The 19,917-nt window shown below is 66.7% G+C and carries 20 protein-coding genes; 4 read left to right on the top strand and 16 right to left on the bottom strand.

Going from position 1 to position 19,917, the window contains the following annotated elements; translation table 11 throughout:
• Positions 1-8 precede the first annotated feature (8 nt).
• Positions 9-1,133: an o-succinylbenzoate synthase gene (locus tag ACPUD7_RS15410; RefSeq protein ID WP_425120394.1), complete on the bottom strand. Its 1,125-nt coding sequence runs from the start codon at positions 1,131-1,133 to the stop codon at positions 9-11.
• An 84-nt stretch (positions 1,134-1,217) separates the two neighbouring features.
• Between ACPUD7_RS15410 and ACPUD7_RS15415 the strand changes: the two genes are divergently transcribed.
• The 3 genes from ACPUD7_RS15415 (at position 1,218) to ACPUD7_RS15425 (ending at position 4,377) form a co-directional block, all read left to right on the top strand.
• A complete protein-coding gene (locus ACPUD7_RS15415; protein WP_425120395.1) occupies positions 1,218-2,138 on the top strand; it encodes a 1,4-dihydroxy-2-naphthoyl-CoA synthase in 921 nt (306 codons plus the stop codon).
• A 16-nt stretch (positions 2,139-2,154) separates the two neighbouring features.
• Positions 2,155-3,366: an AMP-binding protein gene (locus tag ACPUD7_RS15420; protein ID WP_425120396.1), complete on the top strand. Its 1,212-nt coding sequence runs from the start codon at positions 2,155-2,157 to the stop codon at positions 3,364-3,366.
• Positions 3,367-3,444: 78 nt separating this feature from the next.
• A complete protein-coding gene (locus ACPUD7_RS15425; protein ID WP_135537187.1) occupies positions 3,445-4,377 on the top strand; it encodes a 1,4-dihydroxy-2-naphthoate polyprenyltransferase in 933 nt (310 codons plus the stop codon).
• Positions 4,378-4,408: 31 nt separating this feature from the next.
• Here the strand turns inward: ACPUD7_RS15425 and ACPUD7_RS15430 are convergent, their stop codons facing one another.
• The gene (locus ACPUD7_RS15430) at positions 4,409-4,711 is read right to left on the bottom strand and encodes a DUF4229 domain-containing protein (protein ID WP_135537188.1); all 303 of its coding nucleotides are present in this window, start codon (positions 4,709-4,711) and stop codon (positions 4,409-4,411) included.
• Between the two features lie 84 nt (positions 4,712-4,795).
• Here ACPUD7_RS15430 and ACPUD7_RS15435 point away from each other — a divergent pair, with 84 nt between their 5' ends.
• Positions 4,796-5,254, top strand: a complete 459-nt coding sequence (locus ACPUD7_RS15435; protein WP_425120397.1) for a PLDc N-terminal domain-containing protein — start codon at positions 4,796-4,798, stop codon at positions 5,252-5,254.
• 227 nt (positions 5,255-5,481) lie between these two features.
• On the opposite strand, the gene ccsB is transcribed toward ACPUD7_RS15435, so the two are convergent.
• The 14 genes from ccsB to ACPUD7_RS15505 form a co-directional block, all read right to left on the bottom strand.
• Positions 5,482-6,489, bottom strand: a complete 1,008-nt coding sequence (gene ccsB, locus ACPUD7_RS15440) for a c-type cytochrome biogenesis protein CcsB (RefSeq protein ID WP_135537190.1) — start codon at positions 6,487-6,489, stop codon at positions 5,482-5,484.
• A 147-nt stretch (positions 6,490-6,636) separates the two neighbouring features.
• Complete coding sequence (gene resB / locus ACPUD7_RS15445) at positions 6,637-8,304, bottom strand: cytochrome c biogenesis protein ResB (RefSeq protein ID WP_240689511.1); 1,668 nt, start codon at positions 8,302-8,304, stop codon at positions 6,637-6,639.
• Positions 8,304-9,068, bottom strand: a complete 765-nt coding sequence (locus ACPUD7_RS15450) for a cytochrome c biogenesis CcdA family protein (RefSeq protein WP_135537191.1) — start codon at positions 9,066-9,068, stop codon at positions 8,304-8,306. The genes resB and ACPUD7_RS15450 overlap by 1 nt, the downstream gene beginning before the upstream one ends.
• Positions 9,065-9,661: a TlpA family protein disulfide reductase gene (locus ACPUD7_RS15455; RefSeq protein WP_135537192.1), complete on the bottom strand. Its 597-nt coding sequence runs from the start codon at positions 9,659-9,661 to the stop codon at positions 9,065-9,067. Before ACPUD7_RS15455 ends, ACPUD7_RS15450 begins: the two co-directional genes overlap by 4 nt.
• Positions 9,658-10,299, bottom strand: coding sequence for a histidine phosphatase family protein (locus ACPUD7_RS15460; protein ID WP_135537193.1), 642 nt, complete (start codon positions 10,297-10,299; stop codon positions 9,658-9,660). Before ACPUD7_RS15460 ends, ACPUD7_RS15455 begins: the two co-directional genes overlap by 4 nt.
• The gene (gene hemL / locus ACPUD7_RS15465) at positions 10,296-11,657 is read right to left on the bottom strand and encodes a glutamate-1-semialdehyde 2,1-aminomutase (protein ID WP_425120398.1); all 1,362 of its coding nucleotides are present in this window, start codon (positions 11,655-11,657) and stop codon (positions 10,296-10,298) included. Before hemL ends, ACPUD7_RS15460 begins: the two co-directional genes overlap by 4 nt.
• A gap of 87 nt (positions 11,658-11,744) precedes the next feature.
• The gene (locus tag ACPUD7_RS15470) at positions 11,745-12,257 is read right to left on the bottom strand and encodes a MarR family winged helix-turn-helix transcriptional regulator (protein ID WP_425120399.1); all 513 of its coding nucleotides are present in this window, start codon (positions 12,255-12,257) and stop codon (positions 11,745-11,747) included.
• On the bottom strand, positions 12,254-13,297 hold the full coding sequence (hemB, locus tag ACPUD7_RS15475) for a porphobilinogen synthase (RefSeq protein ID WP_135537196.1): 1,044 nt from the start codon (positions 13,295-13,297) through the stop codon (positions 12,254-12,256). The genes ACPUD7_RS15470 and hemB overlap by 4 nt, the downstream gene beginning before the upstream one ends.
• A 1-nt stretch (position 13,298) precedes the next feature.
• Positions 13,299-14,903 (bottom strand): uroporphyrinogen-III synthase, encoded by a 1,605-nt coding sequence (locus ACPUD7_RS15480; protein ID WP_135537197.1) that lies wholly within the window; start codon positions 14,901-14,903, stop codon positions 13,299-13,301.
• Positions 14,900-17,377 carry a glutamyl-tRNA reductase gene (gene hemA / locus ACPUD7_RS15485; protein WP_135537198.1) on the bottom strand — a complete coding sequence of 826 codons (2,478 nt, stop codon included), beginning with the start codon at positions 17,375-17,377 and terminating at the stop codon, positions 14,900-14,902. Before hemA ends, ACPUD7_RS15480 begins: the two co-directional genes overlap by 4 nt.
• Positions 17,374-18,069 carry a redox-sensing transcriptional repressor Rex gene (locus tag ACPUD7_RS15490; RefSeq protein WP_135537199.1) on the bottom strand — a complete coding sequence of 232 codons (696 nt, stop codon included), beginning with the start codon at positions 18,067-18,069 and terminating at the stop codon, positions 17,374-17,376. The genes hemA and ACPUD7_RS15490 overlap by 4 nt, the downstream gene beginning before the upstream one ends.
• A gap of 27 nt (positions 18,070-18,096) precedes the next feature.
• Positions 18,097-18,342 (bottom strand): glutaredoxin family protein, encoded by a 246-nt coding sequence (locus ACPUD7_RS15495; protein WP_135537200.1) that lies wholly within the window; start codon positions 18,340-18,342, stop codon positions 18,097-18,099.
• Positions 18,343-18,414: 72 nt separating this feature from the next.
• Positions 18,415-18,513 carry a 30S ribosomal protein bS22 gene (locus tag ACPUD7_RS15500; protein ID WP_009882927.1) on the bottom strand — a complete coding sequence of 33 codons (99 nt, stop codon included), beginning with the start codon at positions 18,511-18,513 and terminating at the stop codon, positions 18,415-18,417.
• 188 nt (positions 18,514-18,701) lie between these two features.
• The gene (locus ACPUD7_RS15505) at positions 18,702-19,898 is read right to left on the bottom strand and encodes an acetoin utilization protein AcuC (RefSeq protein WP_425120400.1); all 1,197 of its coding nucleotides are present in this window, start codon (positions 19,896-19,898) and stop codon (positions 18,702-18,704) included.
• Positions 19,899-19,917 lie beyond the last annotated feature (19 nt).

Consider the following 19,917-nt stretch of genomic DNA (forward strand, 5'->3'; position numbering starts at 1 on the left):
CCGGGGGTCTAGACCTCTGCTGTCCCTCCGCGGCGCAGGAACGTCCAGCATTGTTGAAGTCGCCGCGTCCACCAGTCGAATCGCCCCGGATCCACCGCCAGCTGCTGCAGACGGTCAGGATCCGGGGTGATTCGCGCTGCGGGGATGCTCCCGTCGACCGGGGTCAGGCTCGCTGATTCGAACACGACATCGGCGGTGAAGAGACGCCCGGTGCCCAGACCGCAGGCTACCGACTCGCCGAGGATGTCCCGACTGGCCCGAGTGCGCGGCAGCCGGGCGGCGAGTTCGGCCCCCGCAGCCAGCCCGACGGAGGATTCGAGCGCTGAGGACACGACCGCGGGCAAGCCCGAGGCGGCAATGACGGACAGAGCCTGCCCGATCCCGCCCAACGGTTGGACCTTGACGATGATGACCTCGGCGGCACCGAGTTCGGCCACACGCAGCGGATCCTCGGCCTTGCGGATCGACTCGTCGGCGGCGAGAACGATCGGAATGTCCCGTCGGGTGAGTGCTTCGCGCAGCTGCGCAAGCCCCTCGACCCCTGCCACGGGCTGTTCGAAGTATTGGAGTTCGAAACCGGCGAAGGCCTCGCACGCCTCCAGTGCGTCCGGAAGCGAGTACCCGGCGTTCGCGTCGAGGCGCAAGGTCGTGTCCGGGAACAGACGCCTCAGCTCCCGCAGCCGTTCGAGATCCTCGTCGAGGGAGTCGATGCCGTGTTCGGCGACCTTCGCCTTGATCGTGGACACCGTTCCATAGCGGGAGAGAATCGACTCGACCTCGTTTGGAGCGCAGGCGGGCAAGGTCCCATTCACGCTCACCCTCTCCGGCACGAAACCGCGGGAAGAAGCGGCAGCTGGAGCCGCCTCGGCGAGGGTGGGAACGAACCCTGCGAATTCGAGTCCCGCCCGCAGCCACCGGCTCGCCTCCGCGGTGCCGTACTCGGTGAACGGGGAGAACTCTGCCCACCCGGCCGGTCCGGCGAAGAGCGCGACCTCGCGTTCGGTGATGCCTCTGAACCGGGTGACCATCGGCAGCCGCACCACGTGGAGCCGTTCGAGCATGTCTTCGAACCGTTCAGGCAGATCGAACGGTGCGGCCGCAGTGGCGGAGAGTCGTCGCGCTGTCTCAGACATGAGCCCAGACTAGCGTCCGCCCCGCGGCGGACCACGTCCAGGCAGACCAGCGAACCGTCCGGGCCACGGGTTAGGCTTGGGATCATGACGGTTTCAGACATCTTCGACCCCTCTGCTTGGCGTGAGGTCTCCGGCTTCGACTTCACCGACATCACCTACCACCGGGCGATCGACCCGACGACCGGTGACGACATCGGCTGCGTGCGCATCGCCTTCGACCGCCCCGAGGTCCGCAACGCCTTCCGCCCCCACACCGTCGATGAGCTCTATCGCGCCCTCGATCACGCCCGCCAGACCTCGGACGTGGGAGCCGTGCTGCTGACCGGCAACGGCCCGAGTGAGAAGGACGGCGGTTGGGCGTTCTGCTCCGGCGGCGACCAGCGCATCCGCGGACGGTCGGGCTACCAGTACGCTGCCGGTGAGACCCGGGAGTCCGTCGACCCGGCACGGGCCGGACGCCTCCACATCCTCGAGGTCCAGCGCCTCATCCGCACCATGCCGAAGGTCGTCATCGCCGTCGTCCCCGGGTGGGCGGCCGGCGGCGGACACAGCCTGCACGTCGTGTGCGATATGACGATCGCCTCACGCGAACATGCGAAGTTCAAGCAGACCGATGCCGATGTCGGCTCCTACGACGCCGGCTACGGTTCGGCGTATCTCGCGAAGATGGTCGGGCAGAAGAAGGCGCGCGAGATCTTCTTCCTCGGCCGCACCTATTCGGCACAGCAGATGGCCGATATGGGCGCCGTCAACGAGGTCGTCGACCATGCCGAACTCGAATCGGCAGCCCTGACGATGGCGCGTGAGATCCTCGGCAAGTCCCCGAACGCGCAGCGCATGCTCAAGTTCGCGTTCAACCTCGCCGATGACGGACTCATGGGGCAGCAGGTCTTCGCCGGCGAGGCCACCCGCTTGGGCTATATGACCGACGAAGCCGTCGAAGGCCGTGACGCCTTCCTCGAGAAGCGTGACCCCGACTGGTCCCCGTTCCCCTGGTACTACTGAGCCACCGAGGTCGACCGTGACCAGTCGCGAACTCAGCGCCGCCGATCTGCCCGAGGCCATCGACCGTGCCCTTGCGGGGACGTCGATCCTCATCCTCCCGGCTTCCCGGGCCGGTGCCGTCACCGAAGCGGATCCCCGAATGTGGGCCGGTCCCGGCTCGTCGCCGGCGCTCGTCCTCTTCACCTCGGGATCGACCGGGCAGGCGAAGGCCGTCGCCTTGTCCTCCCACGCCCTGACCACCTCGGCGCGGGCGACCGAACGGTTCCTGTCCGGACCCGGAGACTGGCACCTATGTCTGCCGGTCAACCACATCGCCGGATTCCAAGTGGAGCTGCGCGCCCGCTTGGCGGGGCGGGCCCCCGTGCGGGCCGCCTCGGCGAGGTTCACCGCAGAATCATTCGCAGCCGCTGTCGACTCGCTGCTGCAGCGGGCGGGCGGGCGGCCCACATACACCTCGATCGTGCCCACTCAGCTGCACCGGATCCTCGACGATGACCGAGCGACGCGGGCGGCCGCGCAGATCTCCCACATCCTCCTCGGCGGGGCGGCGATCTCACCGGCACTGCTCGACCGGGCCGACGAAGCCGGACTGGCGATCGTGCGGACGTACGGGATGAGCGAAACAGCGGGTGGGTGCGTCTACGACGGTGTCCCCTTCGACGGGGTCGACATCACCATCACCGAGGCGGGCACGATCGACCTGCGCGGACCCGTCGTCGCCGACGCCTACGTCGGCATCGACGACGACGGGACCATCACTCCCATCGAGTCGGCGGCACTCACCACCGATGAGCAGGGGCGGGCACTCATGCACACGAGCGACCTCGGTCGACTCGACAACGGAGTGCTCAGCGTGCTCGGGCGCGCGGATGACATCATCGTCTCCGGCGGTGAGAACGTCTCCCCGCACGCCTTGGAGACCGGGCTGCTGCCGAGTTGGCAGCGCGCCGGTGTCACGGAGATGCTCGTGACCTGGGTGCCCGACGCGGAGTGGGGGAAGAAGATCGTCGCCCTCGTCCGACTCGCCGATGACTGCCCATTCGGTGCGGAGGAGACTCCGCGGCAGCTGGCACGGCACCTCAATGGGTTCGACCGGGACATGACCGGGCAGCTCCTGCCGCAGCTCGTCTTCGCCGTCGAGGAGATTCCGAGCCGGTCGATCGGCAAACCCGACAGGAAGGCGGCAGCGGAAGTCGCCGCCGAACTCGAGGCCGGGTCTGGTCCTTGAGACACCGAATACCGTTGCCGGTGAACAATCGGTAATATGAGACGGTTCGAGGACATGACAGGAAGGTGAGCGAGACCTATGGCTGATGCCGCCCAGTGGATATCGGGAGCTCGACTGAGAACTCTCCCCCTGGCTCTCGCCCCCGTCCTCATCGGCACCGGTGCCGCTATCGGATCGCTCGGCGGCTTCACCGCCTTCATCCTCGACGATCTCGCCGGCAGCAGCGACCACGTCAGCATGGCTCAGATCCTGCTGCGCGGTCTTCTGGCCCTCATCGTCTCGCTGTGCCTGCAGATCGGATCGAACTTCGCCAACGACTACTCCGACGGCATCCGCGGCACCGATGACGAACGCGTCGGACCGGTTCGGCTGACAGCCACCGGATTGGCGGAGCCGCATGCGGTCAAGCGAGCGGCCTTCCTCTTCTTCGGCATCGCCGGTCTCGCCGGCATCGTGCTCGTCCTCGTCTCACAGGCCTGGTGGTTCCTCATCGTCGGGGCTGCCGCAGTCGCCGCGGCCTGGTACTACACGGGCGGGAAGAAACCCTACGGGTACATGGGGCTGGGTGAAGTGTTCGTGTTCGTCTTCTTCGGCCTCGTCGCCACCTTGGGCACGATGTGGATGCAGGTCGGTCACCTCAGCCTCAGCGGTTGGGCCGGTGCCGTGGCGATCGGTTCGCTCGCCTCGGCGGTGCTCATGGTCAACAACCTCCGCGACATCCCCACCGACATCGAGGCCGACAAGATCACTCTGGCCGTGCGGCTCGGCGACAACGCCGCCCGCATCGCCTACGCGGTGCTCGTGCTGCTGCCGTTCGCGCTGTTGGCGCTGGCGATCCTCGACGGACATCCGGCCGTGGCGTTGGCGATCCTTGCCATGGTCCCTGCGCTGAGCCCGCTGAAGACCGTGCTCAGCGGCACCACAGGGCCGGGCCTGGTCCCGCCGATCAAGTCCACGGGACTGACCGGCCTGGCCTTCTCCGCCCTGATGGGGCTGGGCCTGGCACTCTGAGGCGCTGCAGGCCCGTCTGGGCTCGGTCGCCCTATTCGGGCTTGTCACCGTCGGTGCTGTCATCGTCGCCGACGCGATCCGCGACGATCCGGTCCTCGGCTTCCTCATCGGCACCCTTGCGCTTGGGCTTCGCGGCCTGTTTCGCCACGCGCTCTTCGATGTCGGTGGCCACCTGGGCGCGCATCCGCCCGAGGAACAGGTAGCTGAGCAGAGCTCCGATGATGATCGCGGCAAGTGCCATGACCATGTTGAAGCCGAGGAACGGGAACAGGACGAGGCCGACGGCGATGATGATGCCGAGGCGTGCGAGAGTGTAAAGCCAGAAGGTGCGCATTGAGCCTATTTTAGCCGCCGATCGTGACCGTCTCGTCACCGCCCGCCTGGGTCTGCGCTCAGGTTCGTGGACTATCCTTGATGCATGGCTCGATTTCTCATAGCCGCGATCGTCCTGGCGGCTGCGGTGACACTGTACGGACTCTTCGATTGCCTGTTGCGCGATCGGGGTCTGATTCGAGTCCTGCCCAAACCCGCGTGGGCGCTCATCATCCTCTTCATCCCCGTCCTCGGCTTCATCCTCTGGTACCTCTTCGGACGCGGCTCCGAAGACAAGCCTCCCAAAGCCGGACGCCGGCGCGGACCCTCGGCTCCCGACGACGACGTCGAATACCTGCGCCAGGTCGATCGCGACGTCAAGCTCGGCAAGCATGCACCGGAAGCCGAGCGTCACGATGAGCCGACCACTCCGGACAAGGATTCCGCACCGCCCGCTGACGGAGACGATTCCGCGGGTTCCTCCGCCGAAAGTCCGGCCGACACTTCAGCCGACAGCGATGACCGCGGCACCAACAAGGGCGATGGCCGCGGCCGCTCGGACTGAAACTGCCCGCCCACAGGGCACACGGAGCCTCCTCACCGGTCGCCGAGACACTCACCCAGCAGAACCGCTGAAGAACGTGGGCGCTGCGACACCAGATCCCAACGCCGCGTCCTGACGCCATCGCAGGTGCTGCCTCGCGAGCATCGTCACTCAACCCCTCGAGCATTCGGGGTTGCTGCGGTTGGCTCGCTGGAGCCCACGAGCATCCGAGGTTGCTGCAGTCGGGCTCAGTCGAGTCCGGAATACGAGTGCAGGCCGTTGAAGTACATGTTGACGACGGTGAAGTTGAAGATCACCGAGGCGATGCCGATGAGGTTGAGCACGGCCACCTTCGTCGGGCCCCAGCCGCGGGTCGCACGAGCGTGGAGGTACGCGGCGTAGATGACCCACACGACGAAGGTCCAGATCTCCTTTGAGTCCCAACCCCAGTAGCGGCTCCACGCCACCTCAGCCCAGATCGCACCGGCGATGAGCGTGAACGTCCAGGTGATGAACCCGACGGCCGCGATCGTGTAGGAGAGCCGTTCGAGATCGGTGCTCGAAGGCAGACGGTGCAGGAACCGCAGCCACTTCGGGTCCTTGGTCTCATGCACGCTCTTGAGGATCTGGAAGACCGCGAGGATCGCGGAGATGTAGAGCAGCGAGGTCGAAAGGATCGCGATCGGCACGTGGATGGCGATCCAGTAGGAGTCGAGCGCCGGAATGAGCTTCGCCGCAGGGGTGTAGAAGACGGTGATCGCCAGTCCCAGACACAACAGCACTCCCCCGGACACGAAGGTGCCCAGGTAGCGCACGTCCTTCTTCGTGAGCACGACGAGGTAGACGATGAGGGTGATCGCCGTGGCCGTGAGGACGTACTCCATCATGTTGCCCCACGGCACGCGGGACACCGACAGGGCCCGGGTGAGCACGGCTGCGACGTGCAGAAGACCGGCAAGCACGAGCAGCGAGGTGCCGATGCGCGCTCCGCGATGCCGTTTGGTCCGCGACTTCTCCGACGGCACGGAAGCGTCATCATCGTTTGGGCGGTCGAGGACCGCGGTCGACGCGGTCTTCCGGTTCGTCCGTCGGACGGTGCTCGCCTTGGCGGTGCTCTCGACGCTGGTCTCAGCGGTCTTGAGCTCACGAGCGCCGAAGAGGTCGAAAGCGTAGAAGATCATGGCGAAGGCGTAGACGATCATCGCCGAGATGATCAACTGGTTCGACCACATTGCGAGGTCAGTGTTGACGTCCATTCATCCTCCGCACTCTTCGGTGCCTTCAAATCGTGTGCTGTTCGTGCCGGTGCAGGCGCCCGCCGCCGTCGATCTCGTGCGAGCTGCTCACACTCCGCGGCTATTCTACTCCGCGTAGTAGGTCCGACTCACCTTTCGTGATCGCAGTCATCGACTCCCGTCTTCGTTCGGCCGATCGCGCAGGTCTTTGACCAGGTCTTCGACGGCGCGTCCGACCATGGGATCTTCTCCCCGAGCCAGGGCGGCCACCTCGGCGTTTCCGTCCTTGATCCGCACCCACACGCGACGGCGCGGGATGAACAGGGACAGGCCGAGTCCGAGCAGGATGAGGATGGCGCTGATGAGCATGAGGGCCTGTGTCGGATCCTGGGAGATGTCGACGGCGATGTACTTCTTCACCCCGTCGAAGGTCACCGAACCACCATTCGGCAGCTGCTGCGTCTCACCCTCGGCCAGCTGGATGACGAGCGGGTTGCCGGACTCATCGGTCATCTCGGTCATGTTGTCCGCGTCGAGGGAGTACACCGACTGCGGAGCTCCGGAGTCGAGGCCGAGGTCGCCGGTGTAGCCGCTCATCACGAGGTACGGATTGCGCAGTTCGGCGAAGCTCGACACCAGCTCGCCGTCCTCGTTCTGGGCGGCAGTCGGCAGGAACACGCCGACGAATCCCATCTGGCTTCCGGCCGCATCCGGGACCTTGATGACACCCTCGGAGGAGTATCCCGGGTCGCCGCCGTCGGGAATGAACACCTGCGGCCCGGAATGGACGACCTTGCCCTGCGCATCACGGACGGTCACCTCGGGGGCGTAGCCGTTGCCGGTGAGGTACACACCGACGCCGTTGACCCGCACCGGTTCGTTGACCTTGAGCACATGCGAGTCCTGCTGCCCGTCGACGGTGGTCGTGACCTTCGCGTCGAAGCTGCGCGGCTGACCGAACTGATTTCCCGCCGCCCGATCGTCGAACGTCGAGGTGAAGGTGTCGAGTCTGAGCCGGAAATCCGGCAGATTGTCCGCATCGTAGTAGGAGCCCGGTTCGAACGAATCGTAGGACACGAGCGAGTTCGTGAACGTCTCCCCCTCGACGAGGATGCGCTGCCCTTCGTAGCCGAACAGAGAGCCGATCGCCATCGTCAGGGTGGCCATGAGCAGGGCGATGTGGAAGACGAGGTTGCCGGTCTCCCGCAGGTAGCCGCGTTCGGCGGCGACATGGTCGGCCTGCCGATTGATGCGGTATCCGGACTTCTTCAGTCGAGCTTCGGCGGCGTCGAGGAACGTCTCGTCCGCGTCCTCCCGCGAATCCGCGTCTGCCTGCGCAGAGGTGAAGGAGGCGTATCCGGGCATCCGGGTCAGCCTCTTCGGCGCCTTGGGCGGGGCCGAGCGCATCGCCTTCCAGTGCTGCTTGGTGCGCGGAACAACGCAGCCGACGAGCGAGATCATCAGCAGAAGGTAGATCGCGGAGAACCAGACGGAGGAGTAGACGTCGAACATCTGGATGGTGTCGAGGAACCTGCCCCACGCACCGTTGGCCTCAAGGAACGTATTCACCCGTCCCGGGTCCTGGATGCGCTGCGGCAGCAGAGAACCGGGGATCGCGGCGAGAGCGAGGACGAGCAGCAGGATGAGTGCCACGCGCATCGTCGTCAGCTGCGTCCAGGCCCACCGGCACATGCCGAAGAAGCCCAGCTGCGGCTGTGTCACGGTCGACTTCGCGGACGACTTCGCCCCCTGCTTCGCGGTCGGCTCGGCACCGGCGTTCGCGGTCGTGTGCGCGTCCGCCTGCGTGTTCTCCGAGCCTTCGGTCCTGCCCGTCACTAGATCACCACTTCAAATCCATTGATCAGACCTTGCAGAGAGGTCATCCACATATTCCATACGCCGCTGGCCATGAGCACACCGAGGACGATGAGCATGATGCCCCCGGCGCGCACGATCGAGGTCTGGTGCTTCCGGACCCATTCGAGTCGCCCCGCACCCTTGTGGATCGCCACCGCCAAGAGGATGAATGGCACGCCGAGTCCCAGACAGTAGACGAAGGCGAGGAAGGCACCGCGCCAGATCATCCCGTCACCGCCGAAGCTCACCGACATGCTCAGCACGGCCGACAGAGTCGGGCCGACACAGGGGGCCCAGCCGAGGGCGAAGGTCGCGCCGAGGACAGGTGCGCCCCACAGCCCCGCTTTCGGCTTGGCCCGGATCCGGTGTTCGTTCTGGAGCAGACCGAACCCGCCCATGAACACGAAGCCGGCGAGGATGACGATGATGCCGAGGATGCGAATGATGACCGACTGCCATTGGGAGAACAGCGCCCCGAGCGCGGAGAAGCCGGTCCCCAGCAGTACGAACACGACGGTGAATCCGAGCACGAACAAGCCGATGCCCACGACCACGCGCCATGTCTCTTTGTCTCTCAGCGAGGATCCGGACAGACCGGTGACGTACCCGACGTAACCGGGCACGAGCGGGAGCACACACGGGGAGACGAACGAGACGAGACCCGCCAGAGCCGCCGCACCGGCGGCCAGCAGCAGCGGGCCCGAGAGGATGGTCTGGGCGAACTCCGCCCCGAGCCCACTCACTCGGATCGCACGTCCTCGATGAGTCCCTTGAGCGTCGAGGCATCGATCTCACCGACGACCCGGGCCGCGGCACGGCCCTTGCCGTCGAGGACGACGGTCGACGGGGTGGCCTGCGGCGGCAGGATTCCCGAGAGCAGGGCAACCATGTCCCCGTCGCTGTCGAGCATGTTCGGGTACGGGACCTGGTAGTTCTGGACGAACGCATTCGCCGCGGCCGCCTGGTCACGGACGTTGACGCCGATGAACTGGGCCTTGTCTCCGAAGCCCTCCGACACGGACTTCAGGTCCGGGGCTTCCTTCCGGCACGGCGGGCAGGCCGCGTACCAGAGGTTGATGACCACCGGAGTCGGCCGCAGATCGGCCAGGGACATCTTCTTGCCGTCCAAGGTTTCGAACTCGAGGTCCAGGGGCTGTCCGCGATCCTTCGCGGCCACCTGCGAGACGACTCCCGAACCGGACACATAGCCCTGGTCGGAGCCGGCCTGATCGGCTAGGTCATCGTTCTCGCTGCAGGCGCTGAGCACCAGGGCCGAGCCGACGGCGAGGGCCGAGGTGAAGAGCGCGCGGCGGTTCAGTGGGCGATCGGAACTCATGCTCCTGCCACCGGGGTGCCGGGCTGCAGATCGGCGCAGATGCTTTCGTAACTCACGGACACCAGTGTGGAGGAATCGAATGTGAAACTCGTGATAGAAGCCAGGTCACATTCGCGGCGACGCGGGTCGTGGACGAGGGACCGGCCTTCCCCCGACAGACGGGTCATCCAGATCGGCAGCTGGTGGGAGACGATGACGCCTTCGGCGTCGGGACCGTGGTGGGAGAGCTTCGCACGCAGGCTGGCGATCGCCGCGCGCATCCGCAGCACGATCTGCTTGTACGGCTCACCCCAGGAGGGCGTGAGCGGGTTGTACAGCCGCACGAGGTTCTTCGGCTCGGCGAGGTGACGCACCCCCACCTTCTGTCCTTCGAAGGAGTTCGCGGCTTCGATGACCCGGTCATCGGTGAACACCGGCAGGTCGAGGCTCGTGGCCAAGGGCGCGATGGTCTGCTGAGTCCGCAGCAGCGGGGAGGCGACGAGTTCGACGGGGGTCGTGGCCGTCTCGGCGAAATGCCTCGCCACGCGGGCGGCCATCTCGTGCCCGCGGTCGGTCAGCCCGAAGTGCGGCAGCCGCCCGTAGAGGATCCCCTCGGGATTGTCGACCTCTCCGTGTCGGACCAGGTGGATGGTGCTCATGACTGCGCTTTCTCGGTCTCCGGCACTCCGGCCGCCGCCTTCGCCGCTGCGGGCAGGGCGGAGATGATCCGGTCGAGGATCTCATCGGTGTGAGCGTAGGACAGGAACCAGGCTTCGAACGCGGACGGCGGCATGTGGATGCCCTGGTCGAGCATGGCGTTGAAGAACGCGGAGTAGCGGTCGACGTTCTGGCTGCGGGCATCGTCGTAGTTCGTCACGTCCTTGTCGGTGAAGAACACGGAGAACATCGAGTTCGCGGACTGGATGACGTGGGCGACGCCTTCGGCCTCGAGCGCGGACGCGACGGCCGGGCGCAGAACGTCCGCGGCCCGTTCGATGTGGGAGTACACGTCGAGTTCGGTGGTGAGTTTGAGCGTGGCGAGGCCGGCGGCGGTGGCCACCGGGTTTCCCGAGAGCGTTCCCGCCTGGTAGACGGGCCCGGCGGGTGCCAGGTGGGCCATGATCTCGGTGCGACCGCCGAAGGCCGCGGCGGGGAATCCGCCGCCCATGACCTTGCCGAAGGTGAACAGGTCGGCCGGTCCCTCCGGGTAGCCCAGGGACTCGGATTCGAAACCGTACCAGCCCGCCGCGGAGACGCGGAATCCGGTCATCACTTCGTCGCTGATCATGAGCGCACCGTGAGCCTTCGTCAGTCGGCGGATGGTGGTGGTGAACCCGTCGCGGGGAGGGACGACGCCCATGTTTCCGGGGCTGGCTTCCGTGATGACACAGGCGATGTCCTCACCATGCTCGGCGAAGACGGCTTCGAGCCCCGCGGCATCGTTGTAGTCGACGACGATGGTGTCCTGCGCCTGAGCTCCGGTGACTCCGGGGGTGTCGGGCAGGGAGAACGTGGCCAGACCGGATCCGGCCTGGGCCAACAGCGAATCGACGTGGCCGTGGTAGCAGCCGGCGAACTTCACGACCTTGGACCGGCCCGTGTACCCGCGGGCCAGTCGGATCGCGGACATGGTCGCCTCGGTGCCCGAGGACACGAGTCGCACCTGGTCGACGGGGTCGATGCGGGAGACGATCTCCTCGGCGAGTTCGACCTCACCGGTCGAGGGGGTGCCGAAGGAGAAGCCCTTGACCGCGGCTTCCTGCACGGCCGCGACGACCTCGGGGCGTGAGTGGCCCATGATCATCGGGCCCCAGGATCCGATGAGGTCGATGTAGTCGTTGCCGTCGACGTCGCGCAGCCACGCTCCGGTCGCCTCGGTGATGAATCGGGGGGTGCCGCCGACGGCTTTGAACGCGCGGACCGGGGAGTTGACTCCGCCGGGGATGACCGCCTCGGCGCGGGTGAACAGGGCGGCTGACTCATCGGTGGGGTGAGAGTTCGTCGGTGCTGTCGTCATGGGGTCTCCTCTGCTTCTGCCCGGGTCGGTGCGTCTGGCCGGGTCGGTGTCGTCACGGATCGTGGTCGGATACGCGGTCGGTGCGCCTCAGGCGCCGCCGGTCTCGCCGGTGTGGACGTTCTCACCAGTGTGGTCGGTCTCGCCGGTGTGGCTCAAATGCTCGAAGACTTTGGTGAAGACGCGGCCCAGCGCCGCCATCTCCTCGGGTTCGAGAAGGTCGACGAGGTGGTTGCGGACTCCCGCGACATGGTCGGGGGCCGCGGTGCTCAGCAGCTGCCATCCGGCTGCCGTCATCACGCAGTTGACTCCGCGTCCGTCCTCGGGGATGGCCGAGCGTTCGAGCAGTCCGCGCTTCTCCATCCGGGCCACACTGTGCGTCAGCCGGGACCTCGACATCGTCGTGTCCGTGGCGAGCAGGGCCATGCGCATCGTTCTGTCCTCGTGTTCGGACAGGCGCACCAGGATCTCGTACTCGGGCAGACCGATGCCGTGCTTCTCCCGCAGCTCCTTGTCCAGCTGCGCGCTCAGCAGCTGGGAGCCGCTCAGGTAGCTGCGCCACGCCTTCTGGTCCGCAGGATTGAGCCAGCGGGGTTCGGTCATCGCCGGGCTCCGGTCGCCGCCCCGACGGCTGCGCCTGACGCGGTGGTGCCGGCGGCTTCGGTCTGGAGGCGCTGGGCGACCTCGGTGGCCCAGTAGGTGAGGATCGCATCGGTGCCGGCCCGTTTGAAGGAGATGAGGGATTCCTCGATCGCCTTCTCACGGTCGATGGCTCCGGCCGCGGCCGCGAATTCGATCATCGCGTACTCCCCCGAGACCTGGTAGGTCCACACGGGCACGATGGATTCGCGGGCGACTTCGGCGAGAACGTCGAGGTAGGGCAGTCCGGGCTTGACCATGACGACGTCAGCACCCTCGGCGAGGTCGAGGCCGAGTTCGCGCATCGCCTCGCGGCCGTTGGCGGGATCCTGCTGGTAAGTCTTGCGATCGCCCTGGAGTTCGGAATCCACGGCTTCGCGGAACGGCCCGTAGAAGGCGGAGGCGTACTTCGCGGTGTAGCCCATGATGACGGTGTCAGTGAACCCGGCCGCGTCGAGTGCCTCCCGACAGTAGGCGACCTGACCGTCCATCATGCCGGAGAGTCCGAGCACCTCGGCTCCGGCGCGAGCCTGTGCCAGCGCCATCGACGCGTAGCGGTCGAGGGTCGCGTCGTTGTCGACGGCTCCGGAGTCGTCGAGGACTCCGCAGTGACCGTGCGAGGTGAACTCGTCGAGGCACAGATCGGACATGATGACCGTGTCCTCGCCGAGGTGCTCGTGCAGAAGCGCGAGCGCACGGTTGAGGATCCCCTCGGGCGCGTCGGCCTGGGAGCCGATCGGATCCTTGTGTTCGGGGATCCCGAAGAGCATGAGTCCGCCGACTCCGGCTGCGACGGCTTCGCGGGCGGCGTCGAGCAGCGAGTCCACTGTGTGCTGGACGACTCCGGGCATCCCGCCCAAGGGAGCCGGTTCGCTCAGCTCCTCTTTGACGAACATCGGCAGGACGAGGTCGGCGGGGTGGAGGCGGACCTCGGAGACGAGGCGGCGCAGCGCCGGGGTCGTGCGCAGCCGGCGGGGACGAACGGATCCGGGAACCAATGACATGTCAGGCCTTCCTTCTGCGGCGCTTCTGGCTCGGACGCTTCGGGGAGACCCCGGCGTCCACGTCTTCAGCCCGCTTGGTGAGAGCGAATTCGACGAGTCCGTCGATGAGCGAAGTGAGGTTGGCTTCCTCGGCGAGGACGTCGACGCGCAGTCCGTGTTCTTCCGCGGTGTTCGCGGTCGCCGGGCCGATGCAGCAGATCACCGAGGTGGGGGCGGGTTTGCCGGCGATGCCGACGAGGTTGCGCACCGTGGAGGAGGAGGTGAAGAGGAAGGCATCGAAGTCGCCGGCCTTGATCGATTCGCGGATCGGCGCCGGCGGCGGGGAGGCCCGCACTGTGCGGTAGGCGGTGACGTCGTCGGGGTCCCACCCCTTCTCCAGCAGTCCGGCCACGAGCACCTCGGTGGCGATGTCGGCACGGGGCAGCAGCACGGTGTTCATCGGGTCGATGTCATCGACGAAGTCGGGCCAGGCCGCGGCCAGGCCACGCGCCGAGTGCTCACCGTCGGGGACGAGATCGGGGGTGATGCCCCAGTCGACGAGCGCGGCGGCGGTGCGGCCGCCCACGGCCGCGACCTTGACTCCGGCCATCGACCGGGAGTCGAGTCCGAAGTCCTCGAACCACATGCGCACCGCACGCACGGCGTTGACCGAGGTGAAGCCGACCCATTCGTAGGACCCGTCGACGAGGCCGCGGATCGCCTTCTCCATTTGGGTCGGTGTGCGCGGGGGCTGCACGGCGATGGTGGGGACGACGGTGCCGACGGCACCGAGCTCGGCCAGCGCCTCGGCAGTGGAGGTTCCCTGTTCCTTCGTCCGCGGGATGAGCACCTGCCAGCCGAAGAGGGGTTTGGATTCGAACCAGCTGAGTTCTCCTCTGGATTCCACTCCCTGTCCCATGATCACCACCATACGATCCGAACCTGTCTGAGCCATGGACAGCGCCTGCTTCAGGGTGGTCTCCACACTCGTCTGCTCGATCGTGGAGATCCCCCAGCCGAGGAGGACCTTCGTGTCCTCGTCCCAGCCGTCGGCCAGCAGTGCTTCGATAGCCTGTTCATGAGCGGCAGCGGAGCCGGTGAGCACATGAGTGGTGTTGCGGTGACGGGAGACGTCGACATGCGTCTGCGGTCCGGCTTCGATGAAGCGCACCGAACGCACCCGGTTCGTCGTCAGCGCGGTGCCGGTGAAGGCCGCCGTCGAGGCGGACAGTCCGACGCCGGGCACGATCTCCACCTCGACCTGTTCCTTGCGGCACACAGCGGCCTCGGCGGTCGTCGTGGTGAAGATGATCCCGTCATCCGAGCTCAGCCGCACCACCGTGTTGTCGGGGCGGGCGAGTCCGGCCAGGCGGCGGCCGCGGGTCGACGCGGCGACACCGAGATCGGCGGCGTCGATGAGCTTCGCCGCCTGCGGCACATACGCGGTGACGATCTCCGAGTGCACATCGGCGTCGTAGACGACGGTCTCCGCGGTGGCGAGGATCTCTGCCCCGCGCATCGTCATCAGCCCGGATTCGCCGGGGCCGCTGCCGATGAAGACGACACGCGGTGCGGCCGGCAGGAGTCGGCGGGGCTGGACCCGGCCCGTGGTCGGTGCGTTGGTCATCCCTGCTCCTGTGCCTTGACGGGGGTGAGGTGATCGGCGCTGGCCGCCGGGTCGATGCCGAGCCGATCGAGCAGGTCTTCGGCGGCTGCGGTGCCGAGTTCGTCGGCGACGCGGGCGAGTTCCTTCGCGGCCACGGTCAGCTGCTGCTGTGTTCCGGCGGACCAGTCGACATCCGGGACGGCAGGCAGTTCGGTGCTCTGTCGGGTGCGGGCGAGCTTGCCGTCGTCGTCGGCCATGACGGCGTCGACGATGAACGTGGTGCCTTCGATCTTCGCGAGGGCACCGATCGGTGCCGAACATCCTGCCTCGGCGCGGGAGAGGATCGCCCGTTCGCACGTGACGGACAGGTCCGTGGTCTGGTCGTGGATGCGCCGCAGCGCGGCACGCACTTCGGCATCGGCGTTGAGGATGCCTTCGGTGTTCGCGAAGTTGCTGTCGGCGCTGCGAGTCTCCACGGCCAGGGCGCCTTGGCCGGGGGCGGGCAGCATGACATCGAAGTCGATCGAATCGGTGGCTTCGGCCAGACGACCGATGCGGCGCACACCGGCAGCGGCGAGTACGACAGCGTCGAGGCGTCCGTCGCGGACGTGGGCGATGCGGGTGTCGACGTTGCCGCGCACCCCGCGGACCTCGATATCGGGGCGGGCGGCACGCAGCTGCACGGCTCGGCGCGGCGACCCGGTGCCGATGACGGAACCTGCCGGCAGCTGAGCCAGGCTCAGACCGTCACGGCCGATGAGCACATCGGCAGGATCGACGCGCGGCGGGATGGCCGCCATCTGGATGCCCGCCTCGGGGGTGGTGGGCAGGTCCTTGAGCGAGTGCACGGCGAGGTCGATCTTGCCCTGGTGCAGGGCCTGACGGACGGCGGAGACGAAGACCCCGGTGCCGCCGAAGCCGGCCAGCGGGGACATGTTGACATCACCCTCGGTGACGACTTCGACGATCTCGACCCGCCAGCCGGTGAGCGCGGCGATCTGGTGGGCGATCGCCGTGGACTGGGAGCGGGCCAGCTGAGACCGGCGGGTGCCCAGTCGCACGGTGCGGCCGCTGAAGTGTTCGGGTTCGACGATGTCGAGCGTGTGATCGGCGACCGGGCGGATACCGTCGGCCTCGACATGGTGGACGCTGGCGGCCTTCGCGACCTTCGTCTCCGGTGGGGTCATGGCGTGGGCGACCTTGTTCACGGGCAGATCGAACAGCTGCATGAGCGCCTGAGCGTAGTCGACCTCGGACTCGGTCACAGCCAGTTCCTTGACCTTCACGGTCGGGGTGTGGATGAGCTTCTCGGCCACCCGGTGCAGGGACTTGCGGATCTCGGCGAAGGATTTCTCGTCCACGGCCGCACCGAGCTTCTTCTCCAGACGCTGCGTCTCCGCGGCGAGCACGTCCTTGGCGTGGGTGCGCAGAGCGGTCACCGTCGGGGCGACCGAGCGTTCCTTGTTGCCGGTGGCGATGTTCTCGATTTCGGCGGCGATGATGGTGCGAACCGCGTCGACGGTGCCGGCGACCTTCGCATCGCGTTCCTTGTCAGAGTTCTTCAGCAGCTCCCGGATCTCGCCGAGACCGAACAGGGCGACGTGCTCGAATTCGCGCACGCTGGGGTCGATGTCGTGTGGCAGGGCGAGGTCGATGAAGGCCTTGTTCGCCGCACCCTTGGGGTTCTGGGACAGGCCGGCGACGATGTCGTCGCGGGAGACGACGACGCCGCGGGCACCGGTGCAGGAGACGATGAGGTCGGCGTCGGCGATCTCTTCGGCCATCACACGCGGGGTCAGTTCGCGGGCACGCCCGCCCACTTCGGCCACGAGGCGTTCGGCCTTCTCCAGGGTGCGGTTGAGCACGGTGATGCGTCCGACGCCTTCCCTGTGCAGCCCGGACACGACGAGACCGGACATCGCTCCGGCGCCGATGACCAGGGCGTTGGCCGCGCGCAGCGAACCGATGTGTCCGGCCGAGGCTTCGAGTGCCGCGCCGAAGAGCGAACGGGCGACCTCGCCGAGGTCGGTCTCCGAGTGAGCGCGTTTGCCCACGCGCAGCGCCTGCTGGAGGGCCTGGGACAGTTCCGAGGTCAGTGCCTTGTCAGTCTGCGAATCGGTGAAGGCCGAGCGCAGCTGGCCGAGGATCTGAGCCTCGCCGATGGCCATCGAGTCGAGCCCGCAGGCGACCTTGAGCAGATGCTCCATGGCCTGGTTGTCATAGTGGGCATAGAAGTGGCCGGCGATGTCCGACCACTCTTTGTCGATCGAGGACACCAGAGCGTTGCCGAGGTCGGCCAGTCCCCCGTGGAAGGCGGAGACGTCGGCGATGAGTTCGAGCCGGTTGCAGGTGGAGAGCACCGCAAGTCCGTCGACGTTGTCTCCCGCCAGAGCATCAGTTCGCAGGGTGCCGACCTCGCCGGCGCTGAAGGCCAGCTTGTCGAGCATGTCGATCGGGGCCGACTGATGGGAAATGCCGAGAACCAAGAGAGTCAATTCCTGTGCTCCTCAAAACCAGGGTTGAGCGGTGCCGTATCCAGCGCCGAATAGTATGCGAGTACTTGCAGCTCACTGGCCAGATCGACTTGGTGGACACGGACGGTGTCCGGGGCGTCGAGCACGGTGGGTGAGAAATTGAGAATGCCGCGCACACCCGCTTCGACGGCCGTGTGGGCCGCCGCGGGTGCCGCGGCTGCGGGGACGGCCATGACCACCAGGTCGATGTGTTCGGGCCAGGTGGTCAGCTCGTCCAGAGAGGAGACGGTCAGTGTGCCGATGGCGGTGCCGATCTTCTCCTCGTCGATATCGAAGATGGCGGTCAGACGCAGACCGCGTCGGCGGAATCCGGCGTAGTCGGCCAGTGCGGAGCCGAGACGACCGGCGCCGATGATGGCGACGCTGCGGTCCCGGTCGAGACCGAGGAAGGTCCGCAGGGTCGCAGCCAGTTCCGGGCAGGAGTAGCCGACGCCGCGGGTGCCGGAGCGTCCCAGCTGGGACAGGTCCTTGCGCAGGATCGACGGGGACACCCCGCTGCGAGCAGCGAGGTCATCCGAAGACACTGTCTCCTGGCCTGTTGCGGCGATGGTCTCGACGGTCTGCAGGTAGATCGGAAGTCGGGAGATCACGCGCTCGGGTACGTCCTTGCGAACAACACCCTCAATCCTGTTGGCGGACAGAATCTCGCCCACGAATCCGTCTCACTCCTTCAATCGATCTCATGCGCCCAGTGCCGTGAGGGCCTTGGACAGCCGATCCTTCTCGACTCGATGAAAACTGTGCTGGCGCCCGTTGAGGAGCACGACCGGAACGTCCCAGCCGTACTGCGCGGCCAGGTCGTCATCGGTGTCGATATCGATCTCGGTCACGTTCACGTCTCTGCCGGCGGCCACCTCGGTGACGGTCTGCAGCGCCTGAGCGCACAGATGGCAGTCGACGCGCGTGAGGAAGGTCAGCTCGACCATGGCTCACTCCTCATCGGGTGCAACAAACCCCGCCGAGAAATCACTCGAGCGGGGGCGTAGGACCGTCGGGTCTTACTTCTTGTTGCGACGCTGGTGACGTGTCTTGCGAAGCTGCTTGCGGTGCTTCTTCTTCGACATACGCTTGCGGCGCTTCTTGATGACTGAGCCCACTCGGGTACCCCTTGTGCTTGTCGGTGGAGGGTGAACACCAGGTGCCCACCCATTGAACTAACCGTGCAATTCTATCGCCTGCCGGCCTGCTTTCCCAAAACTGTGTCGAGATCCACAGCGGCCGGAAGACTCAGCCGCGTCACCGCGGGGTGCCGGCCCGGTCGGGGCGTGAGCTGCGGGCTCGCGGCTCAGTCGAAGTACGGGTCGAGTCCGAAGAAGGGGAAGATGTTCTTCCGTGTTCCCATCACGGTCCTGTCGAGCTCGGCTTCGGGGTCGAATCCCTTCGACCACGGCTCGAAGGCTCCGTCGAATCCGTCGGTCATCGACAGCGGCGCTTCGCGCCCGGTCTTCGTCTGCGCGTAGTTCGCCCAGCGACCCGGGATGCGGGCGCCGGGTTCGATGTCGCGGCCGGCGGCGATGGCCAACAGATTCGTCCATACGCGGGGCACGACGTCGATGATCGCGTACCCGCCGCCGCCGACGGACAGCCATCTCCCCTCCGCGTGTTCGACCGCGAGGTCCCGGACCCGTTCGGCGGCGATGCGCATCGCATCCACGCTCAGCCGCATATGCGTCAGCGGGTCGCTGCGGTGACCGTCGCAGCCGTGCTGGGAGACGATGACCTGCGGTTCGAAGGCAGCGACGACCTGCGGGACCGTGGCGTCGAAGGCCCGCAGCCAGTCCGCGTCCCCGGTGCGCGGGGGCAGAGCGACATTCATCGCCGAGGCGGCCGCCTTCAGTCCCCCGATGTCCGCGGGATAGCCCGTGCCGGGAAAGAGGAACTTCCCCGATTCGTGGATCGAAATGGTCAGCACCCGCGGATCGTCCCAGAAGAACGTCTCCACACCGTCACCGTGGTGGGCGTCGAGGTCGAGGTAGACGATGCGCTCGAAGCCGGCGTCGAGGAATTCGGTGATTCCGGCGGCGGCATCGTTGTACACGCAGAACCCGCTGGCCTTGCCCGGCATCGAGTGGTGCATTCCGCCGCAGAAGTTCACGGCGCGCCGGTAGCCGCCGGAGATGATGGCGTCGGCGGCATCGATGTTGCCTTGGAACAGCAGTGCCGAGGCGGTGTGCATGTTCTCGAAGCCGGGAACATCCTCGGTGCCGATGCCGTAGCGGTCCGCGTCCTCTTCGCTGAGGCCCTCGGGGGTTCCTGCCTGTTTGACGGCGGCGATGAAGTCGGAGTCGTGGAGTCGGGCGAGCTTGGCCTCGTCGATGTCATCGATCGGGTGGACGTGGACGTTCTCGGCGTCGAAGAGCCCGAAATCGAGGGCAAGCTTCGCCGTCAGGTCGAGCCTGAAGGGGTGCATGGGGTGGCTGGGACCGAAGTTGTAACCGGTCACCGTTTCGTCCCACACGACATAGACATCATTTTCGGCCATGCCCACCATGCTATATGGC

This window comes from Brevibacterium sp. FAM 24630 (assembly GCF_049804075.1).
GTDB lineage: Bacteria > Actinomycetota > Actinomycetes > Actinomycetales > Brevibacteriaceae > Brevibacterium.

What these genes read in the sequence shown, in the direction of transcription:
- ACPUD7_RS15415 (WP_425120395.1), top strand. Translation starts at nt 1,218, where the DNA reads ATGACGGTTTCAGACATCTTCGACCCCTCTGCTTGGCGTGAGGTCTCC.
- hemB (WP_135537196.1), bottom strand. Translation starts at nt 13,297, where the DNA reads ATGTCATTGGTTCCCGGATCCGTTCGTCCCCGCCGGCTGCGCACGACC.
- ACPUD7_RS15410 (WP_425120394.1), bottom strand. Translation starts at nt 1,133, where the DNA reads ATGTCTGAGACAGCGCGACGACTCTCCGCCACTGCGGCCGCACCGTTC.
- ACPUD7_RS15470 (WP_425120399.1), bottom strand. Translation starts at nt 12,257, where the DNA reads ATGACCGAACCCCGCTGGCTCAATCCTGCGGACCAGAAGGCGTGGCGC.
- ACPUD7_RS15505 (WP_425120400.1), bottom strand. Translation starts at nt 19,898, where the DNA reads ATGGCCGAAAATGATGTCTATGTCGTGTGGGACGAAACGGTGACCGGT.
- ACPUD7_RS15435 (WP_425120397.1), top strand. Translation starts at nt 4,796, where the DNA reads ATGGCTCGATTTCTCATAGCCGCGATCGTCCTGGCGGCTGCGGTGACA.
- ccsB (WP_135537190.1), bottom strand. Translation starts at nt 6,489, where the DNA reads ATGGACGTCAACACTGACCTCGCAATGTGGTCGAACCAGTTGATCATC.
- ACPUD7_RS15480 (WP_135537197.1), bottom strand. Translation starts at nt 14,903, where the DNA reads ATGACCAACGCACCGACCACGGGCCGGGTCCAGCCCCGCCGACTCCTG.
- ACPUD7_RS15430 (WP_135537188.1), bottom strand. Translation starts at nt 4,711, where the DNA reads ATGCGCACCTTCTGGCTTTACACTCTCGCACGCCTCGGCATCATCATC.
- ACPUD7_RS15455 (WP_135537192.1), bottom strand. Translation starts at nt 9,661, where the DNA reads ATGAGTTCCGATCGCCCACTGAACCGCCGCGCGCTCTTCACCTCGGCC.
- ACPUD7_RS15495 (WP_135537200.1), bottom strand. Translation starts at nt 18,342, where the DNA reads ATGGTCGAGCTGACCTTCCTCACGCGCGTCGACTGCCATCTGTGCGCT.
- ACPUD7_RS15425 (WP_135537187.1), top strand. Translation starts at nt 3,445, where the DNA reads ATGGCTGATGCCGCCCAGTGGATATCGGGAGCTCGACTGAGAACTCTC.
- ACPUD7_RS15460 (WP_135537193.1), bottom strand. Translation starts at nt 10,299, where the DNA reads ATGAGCACCATCCACCTGGTCCGACACGGAGAGGTCGACAATCCCGAG.
- hemL (WP_425120398.1), bottom strand. Translation starts at nt 11,657, where the DNA reads ATGACGACAGCACCGACGAACTCTCACCCCACCGATGAGTCAGCCGCC.